This window comes from Pseudomonas sp. NFR02 (assembly GCF_900119375.1).
GTDB classification, from domain to species: domain Bacteria; phylum Pseudomonadota; class Gammaproteobacteria; order Pseudomonadales; family Pseudomonadaceae; genus Aquipseudomonas; species Aquipseudomonas paracarnis.
Map to the genome: position 1 here is coordinate 174,070 of NZ_FPJJ01000003.1, position 26,068 is coordinate 200,137.

The following is a 26,068-nucleotide window of genomic DNA, read 5'->3' on the forward strand; positions in this document are numbered from 1 at the left end:
CCTCCTACAGGGGCTTGGTGTCGTTACCAAGCAGGCTTTCGGCTTTCTGGATGACGATCTCCAGCAGCGCATTCAATGCAGGGGAGGCCGCAGCGTCTTTCAAGGTCAGCGCATACAGGCTGACCACTATCGGTGGTGACACCGGGCACGCATCAAGCCCGGACTCGCGTGCACCCAAGGCGGTGAACGGGTCGACAATCGCCAGGCCCTCTCCGGCTTCCACCAGGCCGCGCATCATCGGGTAGGTTTGTACGCGCGTCTGCACCACGGGCACCGGCCGCAGGGCATGCAGCTTGGCGTCCAGCAAACGGCTGAGCGGATCATGGCCTTCAAGGCCGATCAACGATTGGCCGGCCAACTCCTGCAGCGCAATGTACTTTTGCTTGGGCTTGAGCCAGCCATGGGGGGCCAGCAACTGCAATTTGCCTTGGGCCAGCACCGTGCTCTGGATATGGGGGTGTTCTGGGTCATGCAGGCTCAGGCCCACATCGGCTTCATGCAACAGCAGGCTGTTGATGATCTGGCCAACTGGCCGGCTCGACAGGTTACACGGCATGTCCTGGAAGCGTCGACGCAGCGCGGCAATGCTCTGCGGCAACAGTTGGTTGGCCAACGGCGGTGTGCAGAGGGCGCGCAGGGGCGGAGCATGATGGTGTTTCAAGCGGCTGGCAAGGCGTTGCAACGGCTCCAGGGCTTCATACAGAGTTGTGATTTGTGCCTGCAACTCCAGGGTTTCCCGCGTGGCCTGCAAGCGCCCGCGCACGCTGGCGAACAGCATGAAGCCCAGTTGCTGCTCGGCATCCTTGAGGGTGGCGTCTACATCGCCCACGGGGAGTTGCAACCACTCGGCGGCGGTGCCGAGGTGGCCGGTCTGCAAGATGGCCTGAATCACTTCGATATGACGTAAACGCATGGCCGGAGTCTATGTGCAGTGCGCAGGGGATTCAATGGCGCAGGCCTTCGTGCGCAAAAAAGACTGCCGGGGTCGTCCCGGCCTATGGCGCTCAGCCAGGACCCCATTAGAATGGCGGGTCTGATCAGCAACGACCCCTGCCGGTTTGCCGGTACTTAAAATAAAAAACAGGTCTGGTCTCATATGCCTCTACCCTCGACTTTCTTCGGGGTAACCGCCAAGCAACTCGTGGTCCTGGTGACCGTGGGAGGCCTGGCGGCTTACTTCTTCAATCATCAGGATGAACCGACGCCGGACAATCTCGCACTGGAAGCCTTTATTCGCTCCCAGCAACAGGTGGGCGAGCAGGTGGGCGCAGTCGTGGGGATCAGCCTGATCAGGGAGGTGGAGGCTTACCCCGCGTACAACGCAGCAGGTTACAAGCGCTCGATGTTTACCGTGCAAGGGGAGCACGGCCAGGTGCTGGTGACGCTCAAGCAAGACGAACAGGGCATAGAGATGACGCAGATCCGCCGCCCATGAGCTTCCCCAGCCCAGCCCCCAGGACTGAGCAGGTGAACAAGGCAAGCGCTTACGATGCCAGAGTGGTTTCGGACTCGCGCACGAGAATGGTGCCCGACTGGATCAGTTTGAATTCATCACCTTCCAGCTTTTCTACACGGTCGCCAATGGCCAGCTTGTAGGTCGTGGTGGGCGTCGATCCGGCCAGGTCGCCTTGCGCCGGGTTGGATTCCTGAAACTCATGCACCGAATACACGCGGCCTTCCGCGTCTCTGGCATGAAACTGTCCAACAAGTACTGCAGCCATCTGTTTAGAACCTCTGGAGATAAACACTCGATTTGCGGTTCTGTAGACCGTCAGGGAGCGGGGTAGTTTACCTATAAGAAAAAAATACTATTCGCTGATATTTTCAGACGCTTCCTACGCAAGTGCTTGCAAGGAAAACGTCGAGGGAATCCGCACAACCCTCTGGTGAACGCGTCGCGAAGCCTCTATAACTACAAGCTCCTTTATTCAGAAGTCGGGAAACCTCAATGAGCAAGGTCTACACGATTGCCGTCCTGGTGGGCAGCTTGAGAAAAGAGTCGATCAACCGCAAGGTCGCCCTGGCCCTGGCCGAACTGGCCCCCGCCAATCTCAAGTTGAACATTGTTGAAATCGGCGACTTGCCGCTCTACAACGAGGACATCGACGGTGCAACACCGCCCGCAGCCTACAGTACTTTCCGCAAACAAGTGAGTTCATCCGACGCGGTGCTGTTCGTCACCCCCGAATACAACCGCTCCGTGCCGGCGGCCTTGAAAAATGCCATTGACGTGGGCTCGCGCCCATACGGGCAAAGCGCCTGGAGTGGCAAGCCCGGGGCGATCATCAGCGTGTCGCCGGGTGCCATTGGCGGTTTTGGCGCCAACCACCATTTGCGCCAGTCCCTGGTGTTCCTGGATGTGTGGTGCATGCAACAGCCGGAAGCCTATCTGGGCGGGGCAGGCAGTGTGTTCGATGAGGCGGGGAAGGTGTCGGAAAAGACCAAGCCGTTCCTGCAGGCATTCATCGATGCCTACGGTAAGTGGGTAGAAAAACAGAAGGATTGATTTGGCAATGCGCTCAAATGTGGGAGCGGGCTTGCTCGCGAAGGCGGTGGTTCAGCAGAGACATCATCGGCTGATACACCGCCTTCGCGAGCAAGCCCGCTCCCACAATGGGGTTATCGCAACCAGTTGGTGCGTGCCAGTTCGATAACCTCATCGCCACGCCCGCTCATCACCGCCTTGAGCATGTACAGGCTGAACCCCTTGGCCTGTTCCAGCTTGATGCTCGGCGGCATCACCAGTTCCTGAGTCGCGGTCACCACATCCACCAACACCGGGCCATCGTGGGCCAGGGCACGGCGCAGTGCCGGCTCCAAGTCTTCGGATTGCTCCACACGTATGCCCAAAATGCCCATGGCATTGGACATGGCCGCAAAGTCCGGGTTTTTCAGCTCGGTCCCGGTGTCCAGGTAACCTGCAGCCTTCATCTCCATGGCGACAAAGCCTAGGGACGAATTGTTGAACACCACAAGTTTGACCGGCAATTGCAGTTGCGCCAGGGAAATGAAATCCCCCATCAACATGGTGAAACCACCGTCCCCAGACATCGAGATCACCTGCCGTCCAGGGAATGCTGCCTGGGCGCCGATAGCCTGAGGCATGGCGTTGGCCATCGAGCCATGGTTGAACGAGCCGATCAGCCGGCGCTTGCCGTTCATCTTCAGATAACGCGCCGCCCACACGGTGGGTGAGCCGACATCGGCGGTAAAGATCGCATCATCATCGGCCAGCTCGCTGAGCAAGCGCGCCACATACTGGGGATGGATCGGCCGGCCGGCCTTGGACGGTTGCGCCAGGTCATCGAGGCCTTGGCGGGCTTTTTCGTAGTGCTTCAGGGAGGTCTCGAGGAAGCTGCGATCGGTCTTGCGGGTCAGGCGCGGCAACAGCGCGGCGATGGTTTCACTGACGTCGGCGGCGATGCCCAGATCCAGGGTCGCACGACGCCCCAGGGCTTGGGGGTTGCGGTCCACCTGGATGATCCTGGCGTCGGTCGGGTAGAACTGGCGATAAGGGAAGTCGGTGCCGAGCATGACCAAGGTGTCGCAATCGAGCATGGCGTGGTAGCCGGAGCTGAAACCGATCAGGCCGGTCATGCCGACGTCGAACGGGTTATCCCACTCCACATGCTCCTTGCCCCTCAGTGCGTGCACCACCGGCGCGCCGAGGGCGTCGGCCAGCGCCACCACTTGATCGTGGGCACCGGCACAGCCGCTGCCACACAGCAGAGTGACTTTCTCGCTGCTCTGGAGCATGTCGGTGAGGCGCTGCAAGTCCTGCTCAACCGGCAGGGTGCGCGGTGCGTGCAAGGCCGGCCACGGCTTGAGCTTATCTTCCACCTCCAGCAGCGACACATCCCCCGGAATCACCACCACCGCCACGCCTCGGTTAAGAATCGCCGAACGCATGGCACGGTGCAGGACATGGGGCATCTGCTCAGGGTTGCTCACCAGCTCGATAAAATGGCTGCACTCCTTGAACAGTTCCTGGGGATGGGTTTCCTGAAAGTAATTCAGGCCAACCTCCGATGACGGAATCTGCGCGGCAATCGCCAGCACCGGCACATGGTTGCGATGGCAATCGAACAAACCATTGATCAAATGCAGGTTGCCCGGCCCGCAACTGCCGGCGCACACCGTCAACTCGCCGGTGGCCGCCGCTTCGGCACCGGCAGCGAAGGCGGCGACCTCCTCGTGGCGAACATGCATCCACTCGATGCTGTCCATGCTGCGCAGGGCGTCGGTCAGGCCATTGAGGCTGTCGCCGGTGAGCCCCCAGATACGTTTGATACCCGCTTGTTCCAGGGTGGTCGCCAACTGCTGGGCCAGGTTGATTTTCGCCATGAGGAACTCCAATCGTCAGTGAGGTTGAAAAACTGCTGATCAGTAGGGGACAGTTCAATCACGGCGAATGCTCCGCCTTTAATGTGAAGATTGCGTCATGCTTGCGCGGTATTGCCGCGTACGCCGCGCGATAAACCACTGGTCACAGGCCAATGCCAGCCAGGGCGCAACGTTGGGGTTGGGCAGGCGGCCGCGGCTCAGACGGCGCATCTGGTCGCGCACCACGGCGAGGGTGGCGAGGGCGGCCAGGGGTTTGCGCTTCCATTCCATGGGCCGCAGTTGTGGGTTGAGGTCGCGACCTTCACGCCACTGTTTGATCAGTTGCGGCTCCAGGGTCAGGGCGGTGGCGATGCCGGCCATGGCGATGCCGCTGTCCAATACTTGCTGGACCACCGGCAAGCGGCGAATACCTCCGGTCACCATCAGTGGCATGGTGGCGATGCTCGCCATTTGTGTGGCGAAATCCAAAAAGTAGGCTTCACGGGCCAAGGTGCGGCCGTCCCGCGCCTCACCTTGCATGGCCGGCGCTTCATAGCTGCCGCCGGACAACTCAAGCAAATCGATCGGCAGTGTATTGAGCATCTCCACTACTGCGCGCGCATCGGTCTCATCGAAGCCGCCGCGCTGGAAGTCTGCGGAATTGAGCTTTACCGACACACAAAATGAAGGGCTGACGCTGGCACGTACGGCACGGACGACCTCCAGCAACAGGCGTGCGCGGTTTTCCAAGGGGCCGCCCCAGCGGTCGGTGCGATGGTTGCTCAAGGGCGAGAGAAATTGGCTCAACAAATAACCATGGGCACCGTGGATCTGTACGCCGGTGAACCCGGCTTGCTCGGCCAGGCGGGCGCTGGTGGCGAAGCGCTTGATGACGTCCTGGATGTCGTCTTCGGTCATGGCCTTGGGTTTGGCGAACATCTTGGAAAAACTGCCCACATCCAGCGCAATAGCCGAGGGGGCCAACGCTTGTTGACCGAGGTTGGCCATGGTCTGGCGGCCCGGATGGCTGAGCTGTACCCAGAAGTGCACACCTTTGGCCCGGGCTACGTCGGCCCATTCACGAAAACTGGCCAGGTGTTGCTCGTTTTCTAGCGCGACACCGCCAGGGCCGGTCATGGCGCGGCGGTCGATCATCACGTTACCGGTCAGCAGCAGGCCGGGTTCGCCGTCGGCCCAGGTCTTGTACAGCTGCTTCAAGGCTTTGGACGGTGCCTGATGCAGGTCCGCCATATTCTCTTCCATCGCGGCCTTGGCGATGCGGTTGGCGATGACTTGGCCGTTAGGCAGTTGCAGCGATTCGAACGGTGACATGGGTTAACTCCTGAGCAGGGGAGGTCTCAGGCTAAGCTTAAAGTTAACTTTAATGTCAAGCGGGAGTCGATCACGGGCGATGCAACTGTAGGAGCGAGCTTGCTCGCGAAGAACTTGAACGATAACGCAGGTCACCTGGATGTATTTGGCGCCCTTGCGTTCTTCGCGAGCAAGCTCGCTCCTACAGGAGGTTAGCGGCGGCGGAACAGCGGCAAAGGTTCATCGGTGGCCGCTTGATAGGTCACCGAGAAATCCTTGAGGCTTTCCAGCGCTTCGTACGGGTCTTTGTCCGCGCGCAAGGCGAAGGCATCGAACCCGCAGCGGTGCAGGTAGAACAGTTGGTCACGCAGCACGTCGCCAATGGCCCGCAGTTCACCCTTGTAGCCATAACGGTCACGCAGCAGGCGGGCATTGGAGTAGTTGCGCCCGTCGGTGAAGGCCGGGAAGTTAAGGGCGATGACCTGAAAATGCTGCACGTCATCACCGATTTCTTCGGCTTCTTCATCGGCGTCCAGCCACACACCCAGGCCGCCATCGCGGGCCTTGAGGGCATGGCCGTGCTCGCGCCACAGTGCCAGCGGCACGATCAGGTCGTCGCAGTTGGAGATGCCGTCGAAGCTCGCGTCCTTGGGCAGCAGGTGCCAGGTTTCGTCGACGACTGCGTTGTTCTTAATGATTCGCTGCATAGACACGCTCCTTGAACAGGTCGATGCCGATGCGCTGGTAGGTGTCGATGAAGCGCTCATCTTCGGTACGCTGTTCGATATACACGTCGATCAGCTTGCCGATCACCTCTGGCATGGCTTCCTGGGCGAAGGATGGGCCGAGGATCTTGCCCAGGCTCGCATCGCGGCTGGCGCTGCCACCCAGGGACACTTGGTAGAATTCTTCGCCTTTCTTGTCCACGCCCAGGATGCCGATGTGGCCGACGTGGTGGTGACCACAGGCGTTCATGCAACCGGAAATGTTCAGGTCCAGCTCGCCGATGTCGAACAGGTAATCCAGGTCGTCGAAACGGCGTTGGATCGACTCGGCAATCGGGATCGACTTGGCGTTGGCCAGGGAGCAGAAGTCGCCGCCCGGGCAGCAGATGATATCGGTCAGCAGGCCGATGTTCGGCGTGGCAAAACCGCCTTCGCGCAGTTCGCCCCACAGGGTGAACAATTGGCTTTGTTCAACGTCCGCAAGAATGATGTTCTGCTCGTGGGAGGTGCGCAGTTGGCCAAAGCTGTAGCGCTCGGCCAGGTCGGCGACGGCATCCAGTTGCTTGTCGGTGATATCGCCAGGGGCAACACCGGTGGGCTTGAGCGACAGGGTCACTGCCACGTAGCCGGGCTTCTTGTGCGCCAGGGTGTTGCGCGTGCGCCAGCGGGCGAAACCTGGGTGTTGCTGGTCGAGTGCGGCCAGCTCGGCGTCCTGATTGCTCAGGGCCTTGTACTCAGGGTCGACGAAGTGCTTGGCGACGCGGTGCACTTCGGCTTCGGTCAGGGTGGTCTGGCCGCCGCGCAGGTGTTCCATTTCGGCATCGACTTTCTGGGCAAACACCTCAGGGGTCAGCGCCTTGACCAGGATCTTGATCCGGGCCTTGTACTTGTTGTCGCGACGGCCATAGCGGTTGTAGACCCGCAGGATGGCGTCGAGGTAGCTCAACAGGTCCTGCCACGGCAGGAACTCGTTGATGAACGCACCGACCACCGGGGTACGGCCCAGGCCACCGCCGACCAATACGCGAAAGCCCAGCTCGCCGGCGGCGTTGTACACCGGCTCCAGGCCGATGTCGTGTACTTCGATGGCCGCACGGTCCGAGGTCGAGCCGTTGATGGCGATCTTGAACTTGCGTGGCAGGTAGGCGAATTCGGGGTGGAAGGTGGTCCACTGGCGCACGATTTCACACCATGGCCGTGGGTCGATCAGCTCATCGGCAGCGACGCCGGCAAATTGGTCGGTGGTCACGTTGCGCAGGCAGTTACCGCTGGTCTGAATGGCGTGCATCTGCACGGTAGCCAGTTCAGCCAGGATGTCCGGCACATCTTCCAGGGCTGGCCAGTTGAACTGCACGTTCTGGCGCGTGCTGATGTGGGCATAGCCTTTGTCGAAGTCGCGGGCGATCTTGGCCATCATTCGCGTCTGGCGCGACGTCAGTTGGCCATAGGGCACGGCCACCCTCAGCATCGGCGCAAAGCGCTGCACATAAAGGCCATTTTGCAGGCGCAGAGGGCGGAACTCTTCTTCGCTCAGTTCACCTGCTAAGTAGCGTCGGGTCTGATCACGGAACTGCTTGACGCGGTCCTCGATGATGCGCTGATCGTATTCGTCGTATACGTACATATAGGTCCTGTTCTCGGCAAATCTGCGCGCACGGCCGCGCACTCCCAACGGAGCCGGCGCACGATAACAGTTTGCGTATATGCGCAAAAGTGATGTTTGGGTATATGTAAATAACCAAACTGACTAATGAGAACCGTTATCGCCATACCCACATTTGTCACAGGGACAACTCTGGTCTTTACTGTGTTCGAGTCTTAGTGCAGTCACCTATAAAACCGACAAGAGGCGATGCGATGAGCAATTCCACCAAAGCCCGTAAACCCGACAGTACCGTGGATGCCTGGGCCATTTTATTTTTGACCATCCTGGTGGTGGGAACCGCCGTGTTCTGGGTTAGCCACCAGTAAAGCAGCGGGTTGATTGAACCTCGATTGAATATCTAATTGCCACTATCATGGCGCTCTATGTTCAAGGTTCAGACAACCATGTTGAAGGTTCTGATGGCGTGTGTGTGGTTGCTGGGGTCGGCGTACGGGGCAATCGCCCAGGCTGCGTCGGTGGTGTTTCTCAACCCTGGCCGGTCTTCGGAAACCTTCTGGGTCAGTTATGCGCAATTCATGCAGGCCGGCGCCAAGGACCTCGGCCTGGATTTGCGTGTGCGCTATTCCGAGCGTGACAACCAAGTCACCCTGGCCCATGCGCGAGAGGCATTGCTGGGCACTGAACGACCTGATTACCTGGTGCTGGTGAATGAGCAATACGTTGCCCCGCAAATCATGCGCATGGCCCAGGGCAGCGGGGTGAAATTACTGATCGTCAACAACGCCCTGACGCCCGACCAGACGCAGCTCTTGGACGCCTACCACGACACCCGGTTGATCGGCAGCATGGTCGCGGACGACGAGCAGGCCGGCTACCTGATGTTGACCGACTTGTTGCGCCAACACGGGCCGATCGCTTCTGGCGCAACGCTGGACCTGCTGGCATTTTCCGGTGCCAAGACCACACCGGCGGCGCAGTTGCGTGAACAGGGCCTGCGCCGCGCCCTGGCCGAACATCCGCAAGTGCGCCTGCGCCAGTTGGTCTACGGTGAATGGAACCGCCAGCGCGCCTACGAACAAGCCACGCAGATGCTCAAGCGCTATCCACAATCGGCCCTGGTGTGGTCGGCCAATGATGAGATGGCATTGGGCGCCATGCAGGCCCTGCAAGACAGCGGTCGGGTACCGGGCAAGGATGTGTTGTTCAGTGCGGTCAACAGTTCGCCGCAGATCCTTGCAGCACGCCTGGACGGGCGCCTGAGTACGCTGGTGGCGGGGCACTTCACCCTGGGCGGCTGGGCAATGGTGTTGATCCATGATGATGCCAAGGGTGTCGATATCGGCGCGCTTGGCGGTCGCAACCGCCAACAGGCCTTGTTCCAATTGATCGATGTTGCCCAGGCACGGCGCCTGATGGGGCCCATGCGGTCGGTGGAATTTCGCGCACTGTCGGCGGTGGGCAAGCCCCCGTCCTACCGTTACCCGTTCAGCTTGCAACTACTGCTGCGTTAAACCCCGGCCAGGTGCAGCACCAATTTGACGATGCCAAATAAGGTCAAGGCAAACACCACCGTAAACAGGATGCCCAGCATTACAAAGTGGCTAGGCTTGCCGTGGGTAAAATCGCGGGCGCGGTTCTTGCCGCTTTGCACACCAAAAGCCGCCGCCATCACGCTGTGCAGCATCTGCCAGAAGGTCGGCGGCTTGTTATCGATTGGGTCGTCCATACAGCCCTCGTCAACGGGGTCATCGTACAGAGCATAGACAATCGGTTACGGCTTATCTTGGGCTGAGCACCTCCAGACCCAGGAATAGCTGTTGGTCCAGCGGCGGCTTGATCTCGGCTTTCTCCAGGTTGACCACGGCCCGGTTGTCGGCACGTGCCCGCTCGATCAGGTCCTTGCGGGTATACAGCCGTTCAGCTTTGGTTTTCAGATGCCCGAAGTCAGGGCTGGCAGGCGGCTTGTCGGCCGTCGCGTAGTGGAAGTGGGCGTACCACAGCACGGCGTCCTCACCTTGTTTGCCTTCCCTGATTTTGCTTTTATCGCGTATCGCATACTCGGTCAGGTAGTCCCCCGCTTTTAACGGGACACGGCTGCGGACCAGGTTGATGTCGACAAAACCGTGTCGCCATAAATAGGCCACATGGGCTGCCCTGGGGCGCTGCAACTTGTAACCGAGGCTGCATGCCTCGCGTGCTTGCCGGGTGGCGGCGGCGGCCTCTTCCTGGTAACGGTCGATCAGCTCGGTGGCACGGGCGTCTGTGGCATGGTCGCGTTTGAGTTCTTCAGCCAGGGTTGTGAATTTTTGCGCATGTTGCGTCAGCATGACATCCCATTCATGGGGGGCCAGGCTTTCCAGTCGGCTGGGGTCGTTGAGTTTGCGTTGTTGAAAATGAATACTGCGATCAATTCCCGCGCGCTCGTCTTTGACCGTTTGTGCCTGTGCCTCTATTGCCCTCAGTGGGCGCTTAAGCGCCACCTCAGCAGGCGGTGCGGCGCGGGCTGGCTCTACGACATTCCAGAACCCCTCACTGGCGTGTTCAAGGTAGGTGGCGAGCGTCTTGCCGGTCAGCGGGTCTTTGATATCGACGAAATTGCCTGGCGCATCCGGCTGGCCGACACGCAAGTCTCCTACCAGGGTCCTCCTGTCGCGGGTGGTGATGACTCTGCGACTCGAGGCTTTGAGTCGCGTGGCGCTGTCGGGGGGCGTGACAGGGGCAAAACCCTCCTCGACCAGAATCGAATGGGCCAGTTGGGTTTCAAGGCTGCTGCGGGCTTGGGCCAGATGTTGCAGGAAGGGCTCGCGGTATTCTTCGCGAATAAACCCTGAACCCATTTCAGTCAATGAGTTGACGGCGTTTTCCAATTGCTCATAGCGCTCCAGGACACTCTTGAGTACATCGATCTGCTCTAGGGTCGAGTAGCCGCTGGTCGTCATCATTTCCGTATGCGCCGACAGGCTGGTTGCCGTGCGTGGGTCGGTCAGTTCACTGACGAAAGGATACTCCGCCAGCTCCCTTGAGCCGTGCGCACGGTTTAATACCAAGTCGATAAACACCAGCAGCGCATGTTGCTTGATGATCACTGAGTGGATGTTTTGATCGGTGGGTCTGTCTTGCAGTAAAAACTGACGTGTTGCCGGGGTAGCTTCCTTGAGCAGCGTCTCGATTTTTTCTGCGGGCTCGATCATGTGTTCGAGCGCCTGGACCTGGCGTTTCTGCAGGTTGATGTAGTCGTCGTAGGCGTCGGTGATGTCATTGGGCAACTCCTGCTTAGTGCGCGCATTCAGCTCGTCATAACTTTCGCCGCGCTCGGTCTCAAGGGTGTCTGACATTCGTTGGGAGAGAGACTCATAAAGCCCGCCCCAGAAGCTGTAAAGGGTTTTGATGGCCCTGTCCCGCGCGCGCTCGTGGGCCGGGTCAGTCCTATCCAGGCTCATCAGCTCGTTGGCCTTGGCCTGGATTTTTTTCATCAGTTCGACAACGGGTAGCCCGTGTCGGCGCTGGTTGTCCAGGGCAATATCCCACTGGATCCTGGCCTGTGCGGTTGCAATGCGGCGTTGCTCATGACGCTTGACCACTTCGGCGTGCAGTTTCGGAATGCTCTTGGAACTGGCCAGCAGCAACCAATCCTTGCGCAGGTTCTTACTCTGTTCGACCAGATTGGTACGGGCGATCGTCAGGGCTCTTTCAGAGGTAAAAGAGGCACCCATCAAGGAAAACATCGTGGCGTTGAGCGCAGTGAGCTCTGAATTCAGAGTCCGCAGGCGTTCGGCGCGTTCCTTTTGCCAGGTACTCAATCGGTCACGGGGCATGCCGCCGTTGAGCCTCGCGTGGCGGTCAAGGCGCCAATGTCCTTGGCCGTCGCTTATCAGCCTGAAGCCTGGATGTTGAGGATGTTTGGGGTGCACCAGGTAGACCTCGCCGAACCCCGGTGTCACGCTGACTTGGAACAGCAGCCCGCCAAGGCTGGCGTGCCAGACGCCGTCAATGCGGTAGAGGCCCTTGAGTGCGCCGCTCGCTTGCGGGGCCGGCAGTGACGAGGGCCAGGGCACCTGAATATCGAGCATCGCTCTGAGCCGTTCACTGGCTTGAGGGCTGGCCAGGGACCGGCTGAAGTCCAGCACCGTATCACCCGTCGCCGGCGGCTCACCGGGCAGCGACACCACGCCCTCGCGTATCGCTGGCAGTTGTTCCGCTTCCGGCGTGCCCGGGGCACGGCGCCAGGCTGCCAGTCGCAAACCACGGGCCTCTGTATCAGCTTCCAGTAACGGCGTGCCAGACGCGGATGCGCCATGCAGCAACACCATGGCGGTATTGAGCAGCAGATCGATCAATGCCGATTCACGCGTAATCGGGTCCGTGCTGTCCAACCCCGCCAGATCCTGCTCCAGGCTGGCGACCAGCACCAGAAACCAGCCCGCCAACATGGCTGGGCCGCGTACCAGCGGCAGCAACAAGGTGTTGAACAGCAACCACGCACCTTCCATCAAGACGGCCCAGCGGCTTTCGGTGTTGGAGACTGATTCACGGTCCGCCAAATCGACCAGCGCCCGCGCTGTACTGCCGAACAGATGATTAAGCAGTTGGCCGTTGACCTGCGATTGCAGCCATTCACCGGCACCCTCATCAACCGCCAGGGTCGCCGGGGCGGGTTTCTCGGCCAGGCTGTATTCATCGCCGGGCAGGAAACGAATGATGTGCGGTTCCTTGATACCTCCGTGGGCGTAGATGGGGCGGGCTTTCTCCGATAACCAGTCCAGCACGCTGTCCTGCAACTCGCCTGGCTGGGCAATGGCCTCCAGCAGCGCCTGGCGAGTGGGGTATTGATGCAGGGCATCGGCATACAACGGTCGATACAGCAAATGTGGGCCCGCACTGATATCGCGTGGCTCGATGATGAAAATATTGCTGGCTTGATCCGGCGCAGCCCCGGTCTTGCGGCACAGGGCCAGCGGGCGCAAGACGATCTCCTGGCCGTCAACGATCCTGTCGGCAGGCATTTGCGCCATCAGCGCCTTGACGTACCGATAACCGGTGACGGTCATGCCGTGCTGCTGGCGAATCTTGTACTCCAGTGCCTGCATCGGCAGATGGACCTTGAGTTCCCGAGTAAACAGCGACTCCCTGCGGCGAGCATCGACCGTGTCGGACAACAACAGGTCTTTGAGGGCTTCGGGGTAGGTGGTGCCGATATCGACGCGCCGGATCAGACCGCTGCTGCCCAACAGATAATCTTCGTTCAACCAGCCTGGCAACGGTGTTGTCGTCCGGGAGGACAGCGCTAACGTGCCAGAGGGCTTGCCAGCGAGGTTCTTCAGAGCCAGTTCCGTCAGCGACATGCGCACATGCTCGACAATTCCGGCTCCCCCTGGATAACCGGCGGCCACGGTGAAATCCAACAGCACGGCATCGGGGTCGACGTCACCATGATCAGCCTGCATCTGCTTGCGTAGCGCGGCCCGGCTGAACGTGTGGATGTTTTCAATGCCCTCGTTGAACGCGCGGCCCTGGTTTTTTTGCAGCACCTGCGCCATGTCCTGCAGATGGCGGTGGTAGGCAAATCGATCAGCGTTGCTGGCTTGTGCGAGCCATGCCGGCAGTCGCTGGCTCACGGCATCGAGCCGTTCGGCGGCGGCGATCGGGACGTCGGTGAAATAGCGTGCCGGATCGGTGATCTTCTCCAGGTGCTGCTCAAGGGTTTTTTCGTCTTGACCCTGGAAAGACAGGGTCTCCAGGTCTTCCAGGTGTGTATTGAGGATCAGCCCCGCCTGTTGCTCAAACACATTGGCGACCGGCTCGTTGCGCCGCCAGGTCAGGCTGTCGAATCGGAACTGCTCCTGCATCTTCGCGCCCCAGGCCTGGCTGAACGCCGCCAGTGAGTCGAACGTGTCGATCTTGCCGGCCACGCTGTACAGCAGCAGCTGTTTTTCACGTACCAGCAGCAGGTCCGGGGTGAGTACGCGCACGGTTTTGCCGGCGTCGGCGAGCGTGGTTTCTATGAAATACACATAGGTGGCCGGTGAGGAGCGGGGCAGGCGCTCACGTTGTGCCGGCCAGGCGGCGACCACCGTCAACATGTCACGCTGCGTGTCGGTCAAGGTTGAAGAACCCGCCGCCGCCGCGGTCATCCGACCGTTGAGGAACTCGCTGAGCCACTGCCAGCGACTGTTGCCATGCTCGTCAACCTGGCTCCAGTAGTCGGCCAGCTCATGCTGCATGTACAGATAGAGCGAGGCTGGCAGCTCGTCGATGATCTGTGCGATGACTTGCATGTCGAGACCCGGCAGGCCCTCGGGCTTGATAACTTCGGGTGGCGTCTGGGTGAGGAAGTAGGGACGCTCGCGCACGGAGTGCAGGTCAAGCGTCTGCGGGTTCAGCACATGGGCGATAGCCACTTCCATCAATGCGGGATAGGCGTAATCGCCGGATGGCTGAGGGCTTGCCAGTTTGACCGTCTGCCAGTCCAGCTTCAGCGACGGGTAGCGTTCCAGAATACGCTCGCGCAGGGCGTTCAACAGCACTGAATACAAGGCTGGGCGGGTGGCGAAACGCGCATGTACGGCCTGGGCGGGTAATTGGCGAAAGGCCAGGGTTGACGCGGGTGTAATGGGTTCGGGCATGACGAAATCCGTTTCCTGTGTAAAACCGGTTGTTCTGAGCTGCCGGCCCAGCGGACCGGGAATCGGTCCGGCACAGGAAATCGCATTTGGTCATTGCGGGTGCGGTAGGTGATTACCGCGAGCCTATCAGTTGGGGTGCCAACAACTCTGCACCGTATATATTCACCACCGAGCAGCGTCTGGACGGTGATGTTCTGTCATTCCCAATCACCGGAGTGACCGAATGTCTGATCTACCCACCCAGCGTGTCGTTGACAAGCAACCTGCGGCGACTTCAGGTTATGTGCGGGAATGAGCCTGATGAAAATCAGGCTGACAGGCTGTGTGTATTTTGCCATTGGCGACAAGTACAGCGACCACCGCAGGACTTGGCCGTCCCCAGGCGGCAGTTATGGCAACAACTGGCCGATGAGCCGGGGCATGAGCGGTTTTTCCATTTGCTCGAACGACTGCACGATACCGAGGCGTACGGGGATGCGGCGGCTGATCAAGGGCCAGCGTTTGCTGGGGCTGTCCCGACAATTGTTAAGGAGGTGCAGGCATTACAGGCAACTGTCACCGTAGCGCCACGGCCCGGTCCGGCATCGCCGCAACCGGGGCCGTCGACACGGCGGTATCGAGCCGGGCAGGCCTTCAGTTGTCGTAACCCAGGTTCGGCGCCAGCCAGCGCTCTGTCACGCTCAGGTCCTGGCCTTTGCGTGCGGTGTAGCTGGTCACCTGATCCTTGTCGACTTTGCCCACCGCAAAATACTGCGCCTGTGGGTGGGCAAAGTACCAGCCACTGACCGCCGCCGCCGGGAACATCGCGTAGTGCTCGGTCAGGAATACGCCGCTGCGCCCGGCGTGCATTTCACGCGCCTCTGGGTCCAGTAGTTGAAACAGCTGGGCCTTTTCTGTGTGGTCCGGGCACGCCGGGTAGCCGGGGGCAGGGCGTATGCCGCTGTACTGCTCCTTGATCAGTGCTTCGTTGTCCAGTTGCTCGTCCTTGGCATAACCCCAGTGCTCTTTACGCACTTGCTGGTGCAGCCATTCGGCGCAGGCTTCTGCGAGACGGTCGGCGAGGGCCTTGACCATGATCGAGTTGTAGTCATCGCCGGCGTCCTGGTAAGCCTTGGCCACCTCTTCGGCACCGATGCCGGCGGTGGTGATGAAACCACCGATATAGTCGGTCACGCCGCTGTCCTTGGGCGCGACGAAGTCGGCCAGGGAAAAGTTCGGCTTGCCGTCGGTCTTGATGATTTGCTGGCGCAAGTGATGCAGTTTGGCGATGGGCTGGCCGTCGTCACCGTAGACTTCCAGATCATCGTCCTGCACCTGGTTGGTCGGCCAGAAACCGAACACCGCACGGGCGCTGATGAGTTTTTCGTCGATCAGTTTCTTGAGCATTTCCCGGGCATCGGCATACAGCGCGGTTGCCGCTTCACCCACCACTTCATCGGTGAGGATGCGCGGGAACTTGCCGGCCAGGTCCCAGGAGATGAAGAACGGCGTCCAGTCGATGTATTCGGCGAGGACGTTGAGGTCGATATTGTCCAGCACCCTGGCGCCGGTAAAGGTTGGCACCACCGGGGTGTAGCTGCTCCAGTCGAACTGCGGCTTCTTGGCGATGGCCGCCGGGTAGCTCAGGCGCTCGGTGCGTGCACTACGGTTGGAGGTGCGCTCACGTAAGTCGATGTATTCCAGACGGGTCTTTTCGACGAAGCCGGCCTTCAACTCCTTGGACAGCAACTGGGTGGCCACGCCCACGGCGCGGGAGGCGTCGGTGACGTAGATCACCGCGTCATTGCTGTACTTGGGCTCGATCTTCACCGCCGTGTGCGCCTTAGAGGTGGTGGCGCCCCCGATCATCAGCGGCAGGTGGAAATCCTGGCGCTGCATCTCGCGAGCCACATGCACCATTTCATCCAGGGACGGTGTGATCAGACCGGACAGGCCAATGATGTCGCATTTCTGCTCCTTGGCTACCTGCAAGATCTTCTCCGCTGGCACCATCACGCCCAGGTCGACGATGTCATAGCCGTTGCAACCCAGCACCACGCCGACAATGTTCTTGCCGATGTCATGCACGTCGCCCTTGACCGTGGCCATGAGGATCTTGCCCTTGGCTTCGGGCTTGTCGCCTTTTTCCAGCTCGATGAACGGGATCAAGTGCGCCACCGCCTGCTTCATCACGCGGGCGGATTTCACCACCTGGGGCAGGAACATCTTGCCGGCGCCGAACAGGTCGCCAACGATATTCATGCCGGACATCAGCGGGCCTTCGATCACCTCGATCGGGCGCGCGAACGACAGGCGCGACTCTTCGGTGTCTTCGACGATGTGCGTGGTGATGCCCTTGACCAGCGCGTGTTCAAGACGCTTGTTGACGTCCCAGCCGCGCCACTCTTCGGTCTCGGCTTCCTTGACGCTACCGTCGCCCTTGTACTTGTCGGCAATGGCGAGCAGGGCGTCGGTGCCTTCCGGCGTACGGTTGAGCACCACGTCTTCGACGGCGTCACGCAACTCGGCCGGGATCTGGTCGTAGATCTCCAGTTGGCCGGCGTTGACGATCCCCATGGTCAGGCCCGCGCGGATCGCATACAGCAGGAACACCGAGTGGATCGCCTCACGCACCGGGTTGTTGCCACGGAACGAGAACGACACGTTGGACACGCCACCGGAGGTCAGCGCGTAGGGCAGTTCATCCCGGATATAGGCACAGGCATTAATGAAGTCGACGGCGTAGTTGTTGTGTTCTTCGATGCCGGTGGCGACCGCGAAGATGTTCGGGTCGAAGATGATGTCTTCCGGCGGGAAGCCCACTTCATTGACCAGGATGTCGTAGGAGCGTTTGCAGATTTCTTTCTTGCGCGCTTCGGTGTCAGCCTGACCGGCTTCGTCGAACGCCATCACCACCACCGCCGCGCCGTAGCGCTTGCACAGCTTGGCGTGGTGAATGAACTGCTCTACGCCTTCCTTCATGCTGATGGAGTTGACGATGCCCTTGCCCTGGATGCACTTGAGCCCGGCTTCGATCACTTCCCACTTGGAAGAGTCGATCATGATCGGTACGCGGGAGATGTCTGGCTCACCGGCGATCAGATTGAGGAAGGTCACCATGGCCTTCTTCGAATCCAGCATGCCCTCGTCCATGTTGATGTCGATCACCTGGGCGCCGGCTTCCACCTGCTGCAGGGCGACTTCCAGGGCTTCGGTGTAGTTGTCTTCGCGGATCAGGCGGGCGAACTTGGCTGAGCCTGTGATGTTGGTACGTTCGCCGACGTTGACGAACAGCGAACGGCGATCAATGGTGAACGGCTCCAGGCCTGATAGGCGGCAGGCCTTGGGAATGTCCGGGATCGGGCGCGGCGCGTAACCGGCCACGGCCTTGGCGATGGCTTCAATATGGCCCGGTGTGGTACCGCAGCAGCCGCCGACGATGTTGAGAAAGCCGCTCTGGGCGAACTCTTCGATGACCTTGGCCGTTTGCGATGGCAGCTCGTCGTACTCGCCGAATTCGTTGGGTAGGCCAGCATTAGGGTGCGCCGAAACGTGGGTGTTGGCCTTGTTCGACAACTCCTCCAGGTAGGGGCGCAGCTCGCTGGCGCCGAGGGCGCAGTTCAAACCGACCGAGATCGGCTTGGCGTGGGCCACGGAGTTCCAGAACGCTTCGGTGGTCTGGCCCGACAGGGTACGACCTGAGGCGTCGGTGATGGTGCCGGAGATCATGATCGGCAGTTCCACGCCCAACGCCTCGAACACACCTTGCACCGCGAAGATCGCGGCCTTGGCGTTGAGGGTGTCGAAGATGGTTTCGATCAGGATCAGGTCGGCGCCACCTTCGATCAGGCCCTTGGTGGCTTCGGTGTAGTTTTCCACCAGCTCATCGAAAGTCACGTTGCGGTAGCCGGGGTTGTTCACGTCTGGCGACAGCGAGCAGGTACGGCTGGTCGGGCCCAGTACACCGGCGACAAAACGCGGCTTGGCCGGGTTCTCGTGGGTTTTGGCGTCGGCCACCTTGCGCGCCAGGCGTGCGCCTTCCACGTTCAGTTCGTAGGCCAGTTCTTCCATGCCGTAATCGGCCATGGAGATACGCGTGGCGTTGAAGGTGTTGGTTTCAAGGATGTCGGCGCCGGCGTCCAGGTAGGCTTTTTCAATGCCGCCGATCACGTCCGGGCGGGTCAGCACCAGCAGGTCGTTGTTGCCCTTGACGTCGCTTGGCCAATCGGCGAAGCGTTTGCCACGGTAGTCCTGCTCCTCGAGCTTATAGCTCTGGATCATCGTGCCCATGCCACCATCAAGGATCAGGATGCGTTCCTTGAGGGCTTGGTGAAGGGCTTGCAGGCGAGCGCTACGATCGGGCATGGGACTACTCTGGTCAGGCATTACGGAGGGCGTGAATCATAGCAAACCTGTGCCGATTTGGAGCATGTCCGGGTTGTGCATGAATATCGCTCATGTTGCTGGCGGTCATGGCCCGGTAGAATCACCGCCATTTCACAGACCGCACGCCTTGAATCGGGACCCGATACATGTCACTTCGTTTGATCGTCAGCGCCGTCCTGGCCTTGATAGCCAGTACTGCGCAGGCAGAGGGTCCCGCTTCGGCGATTTCCTATACCCGCGATATCCAACCGATCTTCACCGAGAAATGCGTGGCCTGCCACGCCTGCTACGACTCCGCCTGCCAGCTCAACTTGGGGAGCGCCGAGGGCGCCGCACGCGGGGCAAGCAAAATGCCGGTGTATGACGGCGAGCGCAGCCAGGCCACGCCAACGACGCGTTTGTTTTATGACGCATTCGGGAAGCAGGCGTGGCAGCAAAAGGGCTTCTATTCGGTGCTGGACGCCCAGGGCAGCCAGGCTGCGCTGATGGCGCGCATGCTGGAGCTGGGGCACAACGCGCCGCTGGCGCCCAATGCCAAGCTGCCCGACAACATTGTGCTGGGGCTCAACCGCGAAAATATGTGCGCAACGCCCGGCGAGTTCAGTGCCTATGCCGGCGCTCACCCCAAGGAAGGTATGCCGCTGGCGGTCACCGGCCTGACCGATCAGCAATACCAGACTTTGCAACGCTGGCTGGCCTCCGGCGCGCCGATTGACGAGCAGGGCCTGGCGCCGAGTGCCAGGGAAGCGTTGCAAGTGCAACAGTGGGAAAACCTGTTCAACCAGCCGGGCGCCCGGGAAAGCCTGGTGGCGCGCTGGCTGTTCGAGCATTTGTTCCTGGCGCATATCTATTTCGAGAACGGCGAGCCGGGGCATTACTTCCAGTGGGTGCGTTCGCGTACGCCCAGTGGCCAGCCGATTGACCTGATCGCCACACGTCGCCCCAACGACGACCCAGGCACCCAGGTGTACTACCGCCTGTGGCCGGTGCAGGGTGTGATCGTGCATAAAACTCACATCATTTACCCCTTCAGCGCGGCGAAGATGGCGCGGATCAAGGCGTTGTTCTACGCCGGCGACTGGCAGGTCACGGCCTTGCCAGGCTACGGCCCCGGCAGCCGCGCCAACCCGTTCGCGACATTCGAAGCCATCCCGGCTAAAGCGCGCTACCAATTCATGCTCGATAACGCTGAGTACTTCGTGCGTACCTTCATTCGCGGGCCGGTGTGCCGTGGGCAGATCGCCACGGACGTGATCCGCGATAACTTCTGGACGCTGTTCCAGGACCCCGACCACGATCTGTACATCACCGATGCCCGTTATCGCGGCCAGGCCACGCCGTTGCTGGCCATGCCCGGGCAGAATGACGACGTGGGCAGTGTGCTGAGCCTGTGGCTGGCCTATCGTGACAAGCGCAATCAGTACGAAGCCTTGCGCCGTGACAACTATGCAGACCTGCCGGCGCCGAGCTGGTCGACATTGTGGGCGGGCAATGACAACGCCTTGTTGAGCATTTTCCGCCATTTCGACAGCGCCTCGGTGACCAAGGGCCTGATTGGCGAGGTTCCGCAGACGATGTGGCTGTTCGACTACCCACTGCTGGAACGCACCTATTACCAGCTGGCGGTGAATTTCGATGTGTTTGGCAACGTCTCGCACCAGGCCCAGACCCGCCTGTATTTCGACCTGATCCGCAACGGCGCCGAGCAGAACTTCCTGCGCTTGATGCCAGCGGATACCCGCGAAGACTTCCTGGACGACTGGTACCAGAACAGCGGCAAGCTCAAGCTGTGGCTGGACTACGAGGCGATTGACGATGACAAGGCCAGTGGTTTGCACCTGAGCGAGAAGGACCCCAAGCGTGACTTCGCCAACCAGTTGCTGACCCGCTACGGCCATTTGAACGCCAGCCCCGATCCGATCAACCGCTGCAGCGGCGCGTTCTGCTCCCGCGACGGCATCGACCCGGCCTTGCAGGATGCCGAACAAGCGCTGAGCCGTCTGACCTCACGGCCGGCAGCAGGGCTCAAGGTGATCGAGCAATTGCCCGAAGCCACGATGCTGCGCATCGAAACCGCCAGCGGCAAGCGCGAGGTCTACAGCCTGCTGCGCAACCGTGCCCACAGTAATGTGGCGTTCCTGCTGGGAGAGGCGTATCGCTATCAGCCGGGGCTGGACACGGTGACGATCTACCCAGGCGTGCTCAGCAGCTACCCGAACTTCATGTTCAATATCCCGGCCCGGCAAGTGCCTGAGTTTGTCGCGCAGATGGAGCAGGCCAAGGACGCCAAGAGCTTCGAGAAAATCGTCGACCGCTGGGGTGTGCGCCGCAGTCACCCGCTGTTCTGGCAGTACTTCCATGACTTGTCGCGGTACATCCACGAAACCACGCCGGTGGAAGAGGGCGTATTGGACATGAACCGCTATGAGAACCTATAACTGCTCGCGTTGCGCTGGGCCATCGAGCACAGGGCAATAGACCCCTACGCAATGATAGCGGTGTGCATCGCTGTCATTGCGCTGGGCGCATGGGCCAGTTACCAGGTGTTGGAGAAGGCTACGCATCGCAGGCTCAAACATTGGTTTGGCATTGATGATGCGTTACCCATCAGGCAAAAGCATTAGGACTGCCGTTTGGCGGCTCAGGGCCTCACGTACTTCCAGTAGGCTTTACCATAGTCCATCAGCAACTCGGTCCCGGCAGGGATATCCCGCCAAGCGACTATGAACACCATGTATTTGCCTACATACACGGCGCCGACATTTTCGATGCCAACGTCGGGCAGATTGGGCACCTTGACCGCATTGATCAGGCTTAGCGTGTTGCTGTTACCGTGGCCGCTGATAGTCGCGCCATGAGTGTGGGTCTGGAATAAATACGTGCCGACGGCCGCTTCACCTTTTTCCAGTATCTCGGTATTGATCGAGGCTTGATCAAGGTGCAGCTTGCCGGTATACGGCCCAAGGACATCGAAGCGTTTTATATCGGTTCTGGCTACGACCGACAGGCCACGCTCTGGGCCCTCCTGCAGTTTCTTGACCTCCAAAAGGCGATCAAGCCGGCGATGATGATTGCCTTCCTTGGCGATCCATTCACGGATACTCTTGGTTGCAGCCTCTTTGACTTCGACGTATTGCAGGCCGGTGAACTCGTCAAAAAACTGGTTGGCGTCGGTGATCTCTATTTTTTGCAACGGACCTTCAAGTTCAAGGGTCAAGCTGCGCCTGACGTCGTTGGGGTCTTGCAGAATTGGCGCATTATTGTTGATTTTATGATCAAAAGACGCCGTGATTGAAGTGGATCGGCGCCGCGTGGGTGTGGCGCCATCGTCCAGCCGCGGACGTTTTGAGCTACCTGCCGTGGGGGGCGCAGGCCGCTTCCTGGCCACGGGCTCGTCCGCCGGGCTTCGTTGTCCGAACAGCCACCTTTCTCTACCGGCGCGGGTCATGCTGCCATTGTCATTGACGTAGTCACTCCAGATAACCGGGTTGAGGTTGTTCTGCTCGACAAATGCGTGCATGGACACCCTTGAGTTGGTGGCGTTGTAGTGCTTGTTCCACGCTTGCAGGTGTTCGGGTTTCAGGTCGTCGAATTGTTCACCTCTGGCGTATTTGGCGAGTACTTTGCCTGCCGCTCGATAGGTGCCATCAATGTTTACATGCTCGGCAAAGGCCACCGGGTCCAGGTTATGGTCGGCGGCGAAGCCTTCAAGGGTGAGGCTGTTGCGCTCGCGCTGGGACGCCTTGCTCCAGTGCTCCATATGCTCGTAAGTGACGCAGGTGCGGGCGGTCCCTGCACGGTCCAGCATCTTTCGCCCTCGGGGTGTCAGGGTGTTGCGGCTGTTGACGAACTGCCGAAAGGCGCTGGGGTCCAGGTTGTAAGTGCTGACGAAGTTGTCCATGGTTTTTTTCAGGGCGTCTTCACTGGCCTCGGTCCATTTCAACAGCACTGAGGGCGTTACCACGCTTGGCGCATCCGGCGCGCCGCCCGCGAGCTTGATCGGGCCCGAATACCAATGACCAGGCTCCACCGACGACAGCGTGATCGACAAATCGCGATTGCTCCTCGGATTGACCAGTACGATAGAAAAGCTGGTGTCGGCGCCCGCGGCGGCCTCCTGAATGAACCCATAGGAATTGTCGCGGACCTGGTACACCGCGATTTTGCCCTTGTCATCAACATTACAGATGAACTTCTGGTTGTAGTCCGCTCGGGAGAAGATACCGCGTGCGTCGGGCTTGAGGCCTCTGATCAACTCCGGGTCAACCGCGTACTGACGAATCAACGGGCTGCTGTTGCTGATGACCGTGATCGGCTCTCTAAAGCGCGGCCCGAAGGCTTTATTGGAGGCGGTATCGATCAAGCGATAATCCGGCGCCTCGAGGCTGCCGACGTTGCGCATCGGGACATTGGCGAAGCCGTCCACGGTAAACAGTTGATCGCCCGCCTGCAGCGGCTTCCAGCTGTCAGGGTCAACCGAGCGTATGTGCCTTGCGGCGATCGTCCCATCGCGCAGCTGGGCAATACCCCGTTTTGCCTGGCGCATCAATTTATGTCCCAGCTTGAGCAAACCAAAGCGCGCGAGCCTGAGCAGGCTGGGCAGGGCGGCCAGGGGGTTGAGTTCTTGGAGCGTGGCAATTACCAGCTTCCCGGTCAGTTTCGCGAGCTTAGGCAGCGCCAGGCGCAGCCCGGTCTTGCCTGCGTGGATGAGCAGGCGGGTGGAGCCGGCCACATACCGCCCTACCGGCAACGCGAAAGCTACGATGTCAATGAACAGGCCGGCGACGCCTGACTTGATGCGCTGGGGATCACCGGAGGCGATGTCGTCGATACCGCCCCAAAACGGGATAAAAATCTTGCCCCAGAACGCCAAGTCTTCGAGTACCTCAGCGGGAATGTCTACCTCCCGCGTGTCTTTGCGGGTTTTTTCCAGGAGGGCTTGCTCATCGCAGAAAAACAGCTCGCGGGCAATCATGCTTGCCAGGGTTTCACTGCGCGGCGCATACAGCGTGTTGGGCGCGAACGATGGGATGCGCGGCCCTGCGTCGATGCCAGGCAGTGTCTCGCCGACTTGTTCAACGATCAACTCAGCTTTTTTGCCTGGCCTGGGCGCTTTGTTCTCGCGGTAAGCCTCTCGATCAAACGGTACTTCGGTGGCCAGCCTGTACTTGTCCCAGCTCATGGCGTCGCGTAGCTCTACCACTTTGCCGTTTAGCGGTAGGCTTTGCAGGTCTTTGCGTCGACGCAGCAGGCCGGCGAAGGGGAATACCTCGATGTAGATGGCATGGAGGGGCGAGCGGGGCTTGGCGATGCGTAGGATAAAACCTGTCCGGTAACGAACGGCATCGGTCTTGGCTTTGGTTTCATATTCAATGGGCACCTTGTCCAGGGCTTCTCTTAATGAATACACGGTGATCTCGTCCTGATCCACATCCAGGGTCGCATTGCCCAGGTGCGCAAGCAGTGACTGGATTAAGGTCTTGTAGGCGTTTCTCGGCACCTCAAGGGCTTCGCGAAAGGCTTTCTCGTACTCCATGTCCGAGACAAAGCGCCAACGGCTGGGCAGTTTGAGTTTGAGGTTCTGAATTGCGTTGAACATCTCATATTCATGCTGCTCCAGGGCGGTGACGGCCTGGGTGAGCTCATCGCGTGAGTGGCCCGACGATCGGCTGGCGATCAGGCCGTTAGCCTGTGCCCATTGCACGGTGGGGCCCAACTTGGCCGCTGCGACCAGTGCCTGTTGTTTGATGTCATCGCCGCTGGCGCGAAAGTGTTCCGCCGCCAGGTTGAGCAATTGTTCGAAACTCATGTGGCGCGATGAACCCGGTGCAATCGTTTCGGCCAGCAGAAAGCCGCTTCTGAAATTGACCCAGGTACTGGTGGCAGCGTAGGGCAGGTCATCGGGAATATCGGCCACCCAGACTTCGCTGGCAACATTGGCCTTGAGGACGCACACCGCCAATTGTGCCGCGTCAGCGTTGATCGACAAGCTATGTTCATAGCGGCTGATCAAGGATTGGCGGACCGACGAATAAGACGCGCCAGGCGCGATGAATAGTTTCAATTCGTTGTCGATCAGCGAGTCGGTGCTGGGAATGATCGTCAGCCACAACGCGCGCCACAGTAATTTCACCCTTACCGGGTCTGGGCAGATTTCGTCCTTCTGGCTGCCATACCAGTCCAAGGCCTTGGCAATCCGTTCGCCCAGTGTCAGGTTATCGGGGCTATTGAGCAATTGCTCGAGCAGCACGGTGGGGGTGGTGGTGAGCATGTCCTGTTGTGAGGCGGTAAATGTTTCGGGCAATACATGACGGAACAGCGATTGACGGGTTTGTGTTTCGATCTGGCGGATAATCTCCTTGATTTTCTGGTCGGCAGGCGCATCCAGCAAGTGCTGCAAATCGCTGAGGTTGCCTTCGTGTCCGAGTTTTTTCAGGGTGTGATGTTCCTGCAAGACAGCGAGAACCGCTTTCCACTGCTCGCGGGTTTTGGGCTGTGCCGGGATGATCGAGTAATACTTGAGCACCAGATCAAACCGCACCGAACCGTCGCTTTTGAGGCCGTTACCCACACGCCGGTTGATATCCAGCAACACGTCGGCGTCGATGTACCAATAGGTGGGCATATGGCGCAGGATGACCGAATGGTCGGCAATGCTGAACGTTTCGGCAGGGTCGGGTATCGGTGAGCGCGTGCTGCTGAACAGGGTGGAGAGCAGGTCGTAAAGGAAGTCCCGGCCGATAATGGAATCATCCGGTTCGGGCTTTTCCCGCAGGAAGCGCTGAAAGTCTTCATCGGCTTCCAGCTTTGCCAAGACTCGAAAGGCTTCCTTGCACTCGCGATGCAGTTCGCTGTTGTGCGGGGGGCAGTAGTACACCTCGGCGGCGGATGCCGTCAGCGAGCCTTGTGTCGTCACGAAATCAATCAGATGGTCCAAATGCGCTTGCTGTTCCGGCAAGCCCTTGAAATAGAAGCTCTGCAATGCGTTATTCATTCAATCCTCACAATCCGTAGTCGAAGAGGATTCACTCTATTGAGCCGGGGTTTGCGGGGGGGGCTATATAGGTAGGCACAGGTTTTCGCAGAAATGGCCAGGTGTCACGATGCGTCAGGCC

Annotated in this window: 14 protein-coding genes; 4 read left to right on the plus strand and 10 right to left on the minus strand. The window is 59.9% G+C overall.

Going from position 1 to position 26,068, the window contains the following annotated elements; translation table 11 throughout:
• Positions 1 to 4: 4 nt before the first annotated feature.
• The gene (locus BT199_RS11275) at positions 5 to 913 is read right to left on the minus strand and encodes a LysR substrate-binding domain-containing protein (protein WP_014718261.1); all 909 of its coding nucleotides are present in this window, start codon (positions 911 to 913) and stop codon (positions 5 to 7) included.
• A 183-nt stretch (positions 914 to 1,096) separates the two neighbouring features.
• Here BT199_RS11275 and BT199_RS11280 point away from each other — a divergent pair, with 183 nt between their 5' ends.
• The gene (locus BT199_RS11280) at positions 1,097 to 1,435 is read left to right on the plus strand and encodes a hypothetical protein (RefSeq protein WP_020301563.1); all 339 of its coding nucleotides are present in this window, start codon (positions 1,097 to 1,099) and stop codon (positions 1,433 to 1,435) included.
• A gap of 49 nt (positions 1,436 to 1,484) precedes the next feature.
• Here BT199_RS11280 and BT199_RS11285 read toward each other — a convergent pair whose 3' ends face one another.
• Positions 1,485 to 1,721 (minus strand): hypothetical protein, encoded by a 237-nt coding sequence (locus tag BT199_RS11285; protein ID WP_032874044.1) that lies wholly within the window; start codon positions 1,719 to 1,721, stop codon positions 1,485 to 1,487.
• A 227-nt stretch (positions 1,722 to 1,948) separates the two neighbouring features.
• Here BT199_RS11285 and BT199_RS11290 point away from each other — a divergent pair, with 227 nt between their 5' ends.
• Positions 1,949 to 2,506 carry an NADPH-dependent FMN reductase gene (locus tag BT199_RS11290; RefSeq protein WP_020301562.1) on the plus strand — a complete coding sequence of 186 codons (558 nt, stop codon included), beginning with the start codon at positions 1,949 to 1,951 and terminating at the stop codon, positions 2,504 to 2,506.
• 113 nt (positions 2,507 to 2,619) lie between these two features.
• Here BT199_RS11290 and poxB read toward each other — a convergent pair whose 3' ends face one another.
• The 4 genes from poxB to BT199_RS11310 all read right to left on the minus strand — a co-directional run bounded on the left by poxB (position 2,620) and on the right by BT199_RS11310 (position 7,983).
• Positions 2,620 to 4,344 carry a ubiquinone-dependent pyruvate dehydrogenase gene (gene poxB, locus BT199_RS11295; protein ID WP_072434488.1) on the minus strand — a complete coding sequence of 575 codons (1,725 nt, stop codon included), beginning with the start codon at positions 4,342 to 4,344 and terminating at the stop codon, positions 2,620 to 2,622.
• 78 nt (positions 4,345 to 4,422) lie between these two features.
• Positions 4,423 to 5,655, minus strand: a complete 1,233-nt coding sequence (locus BT199_RS11300) for an NADH:flavin oxidoreductase/NADH oxidase family protein (protein WP_058410574.1) — start codon at positions 5,653 to 5,655, stop codon at positions 4,423 to 4,425.
• 191 nt (positions 5,656 to 5,846) lie between these two features.
• Positions 5,847 to 6,341, minus strand: coding sequence for a DUF934 domain-containing protein (locus BT199_RS11305; protein ID WP_003190711.1), 495 nt, complete (start codon positions 6,339 to 6,341; stop codon positions 5,847 to 5,849).
• Positions 6,325 to 7,983, minus strand: coding sequence for a nitrite/sulfite reductase (locus BT199_RS11310; RefSeq protein WP_003190712.1), 1,659 nt, complete (start codon positions 7,981 to 7,983; stop codon positions 6,325 to 6,327). The genes BT199_RS11305 and BT199_RS11310 overlap by 17 nt, the downstream gene beginning before the upstream one ends.
• A gap of 425 nt (positions 7,984 to 8,408) precedes the next feature.
• On the opposite strand from BT199_RS11310, the gene BT199_RS11315 reads away from it, so the two are divergent.
• Positions 8,409 to 9,476: an ABC transporter substrate-binding protein gene (locus BT199_RS11315; protein ID WP_060767570.1), complete on the plus strand. Its 1,068-nt coding sequence runs from the start codon at positions 8,409 to 8,411 to the stop codon at positions 9,474 to 9,476.
• Here BT199_RS11315 and BT199_RS11320 read toward each other — a convergent pair.
• From BT199_RS11320 to metH, 3 genes are all read right to left on the minus strand, one after another.
• A complete protein-coding gene (locus BT199_RS11320; protein ID WP_019820265.1) occupies positions 9,473 to 9,691 on the minus strand; it encodes a DUF2970 domain-containing protein in 219 nt (72 codons plus the stop codon). The two genes, BT199_RS11315 and BT199_RS11320, sit on opposite strands and share 4 nt — an antisense overlap.
• Positions 9,692 to 9,743: 52 nt before the next feature.
• On the minus strand, positions 9,744 to 14,588 hold the full coding sequence (locus BT199_RS11325; RefSeq protein ID WP_072434489.1) for a dermonecrotic toxin domain-containing protein: 4,845 nt from the start codon (positions 14,586 to 14,588) through the stop codon (positions 9,744 to 9,746).
• Positions 14,589 to 15,221: 633 nt separating this feature from the next.
• Positions 15,222 to 18,932, minus strand: coding sequence for a methionine synthase (gene metH / locus BT199_RS11330; protein ID WP_072434490.1), 3,711 nt, complete (start codon positions 18,930 to 18,932; stop codon positions 15,222 to 15,224).
• A gap of 167 nt (positions 18,933 to 19,099) precedes the next feature.
• Between metH and BT199_RS11335 the strand changes: the two genes are divergently transcribed.
• Positions 19,100 to 21,391, plus strand: a complete 2,292-nt coding sequence (locus tag BT199_RS11335) for a fatty acid cis/trans isomerase (RefSeq protein ID WP_072434491.1) — start codon at positions 19,100 to 19,102, stop codon at positions 21,389 to 21,391.
• Between the two features lie 203 nt (positions 21,392 to 21,594).
• On the opposite strand, the gene BT199_RS27445 is transcribed toward BT199_RS11335, so the two are convergent.
• Positions 21,595 to 25,947: an SET domain-containing protein gene (locus BT199_RS27445; RefSeq protein WP_072434492.1), complete on the minus strand. Its 4,353-nt coding sequence runs from the start codon at positions 25,945 to 25,947 to the stop codon at positions 21,595 to 21,597.
• Positions 25,948 to 26,068 lie beyond the last annotated feature (121 nt).

Coding starts and splice junctions, on each gene's coding strand:
- BT199_RS11275 (WP_014718261.1), bottom strand. CDS start 913: ATGCGTTTACGTCATATCGAAGTGATTCAGGCCATCTTGCAGACCGGC.
- BT199_RS11280 (WP_020301563.1), top strand. CDS start 1,097: ATGCCTCTACCCTCGACTTTCTTCGGGGTAACCGCCAAGCAACTCGTG.
- BT199_RS11285 (WP_032874044.1), bottom strand. CDS start 1,721: ATGGCTGCAGTACTTGTTGGACAGTTTCATGCCAGAGACGCGGAAGGC.
- BT199_RS11290 (WP_020301562.1), top strand. CDS start 1,949: ATGAGCAAGGTCTACACGATTGCCGTCCTGGTGGGCAGCTTGAGAAAA.
- poxB (WP_072434488.1), bottom strand. CDS start 4,344: ATGGCGAAAATCAACCTGGCCCAGCAGTTGGCGACCACCCTGGAACAA.
- BT199_RS11300 (WP_058410574.1), bottom strand. CDS start 5,655: ATGTCACCGTTCGAATCGCTGCAACTGCCTAACGGCCAAGTCATCGCC.
- BT199_RS11305 (WP_003190711.1), bottom strand. CDS start 6,341: ATGCAGCGAATCATTAAGAACAACGCAGTCGTCGACGAAACCTGGCAC.
- BT199_RS11310 (WP_003190712.1), bottom strand. CDS start 7,983: ATGTACGTATACGACGAATACGATCAGCGCATCATCGAGGACCGCGTC.
- BT199_RS11315 (WP_060767570.1), top strand. CDS start 8,409: ATGTTGAAGGTTCTGATGGCGTGTGTGTGGTTGCTGGGGTCGGCGTAC.
- BT199_RS11320 (WP_019820265.1), bottom strand. CDS start 9,691: ATGGACGACCCAATCGATAACAAGCCGCCGACCTTCTGGCAGATGCTG.
- BT199_RS11325 (WP_072434489.1), bottom strand. CDS start 14,588: ATGCCCGAACCCATTACACCCGCGTCAACCCTGGCCTTTCGCCAATTA.
- metH (WP_072434490.1), bottom strand. CDS start 18,932: ATGCCCGATCGTAGCGCTCGCCTGCAAGCCCTTCACCAAGCCCTCAAG.
- BT199_RS11335 (WP_072434491.1), top strand. CDS start 19,100: ATGTCACTTCGTTTGATCGTCAGCGCCGTCCTGGCCTTGATAGCCAGT.
- BT199_RS27445 (WP_072434492.1), bottom strand. CDS start 25,947: ATGAATAACGCATTGCAGAGCTTCTATTTCAAGGGCTTGCCGGAACAG.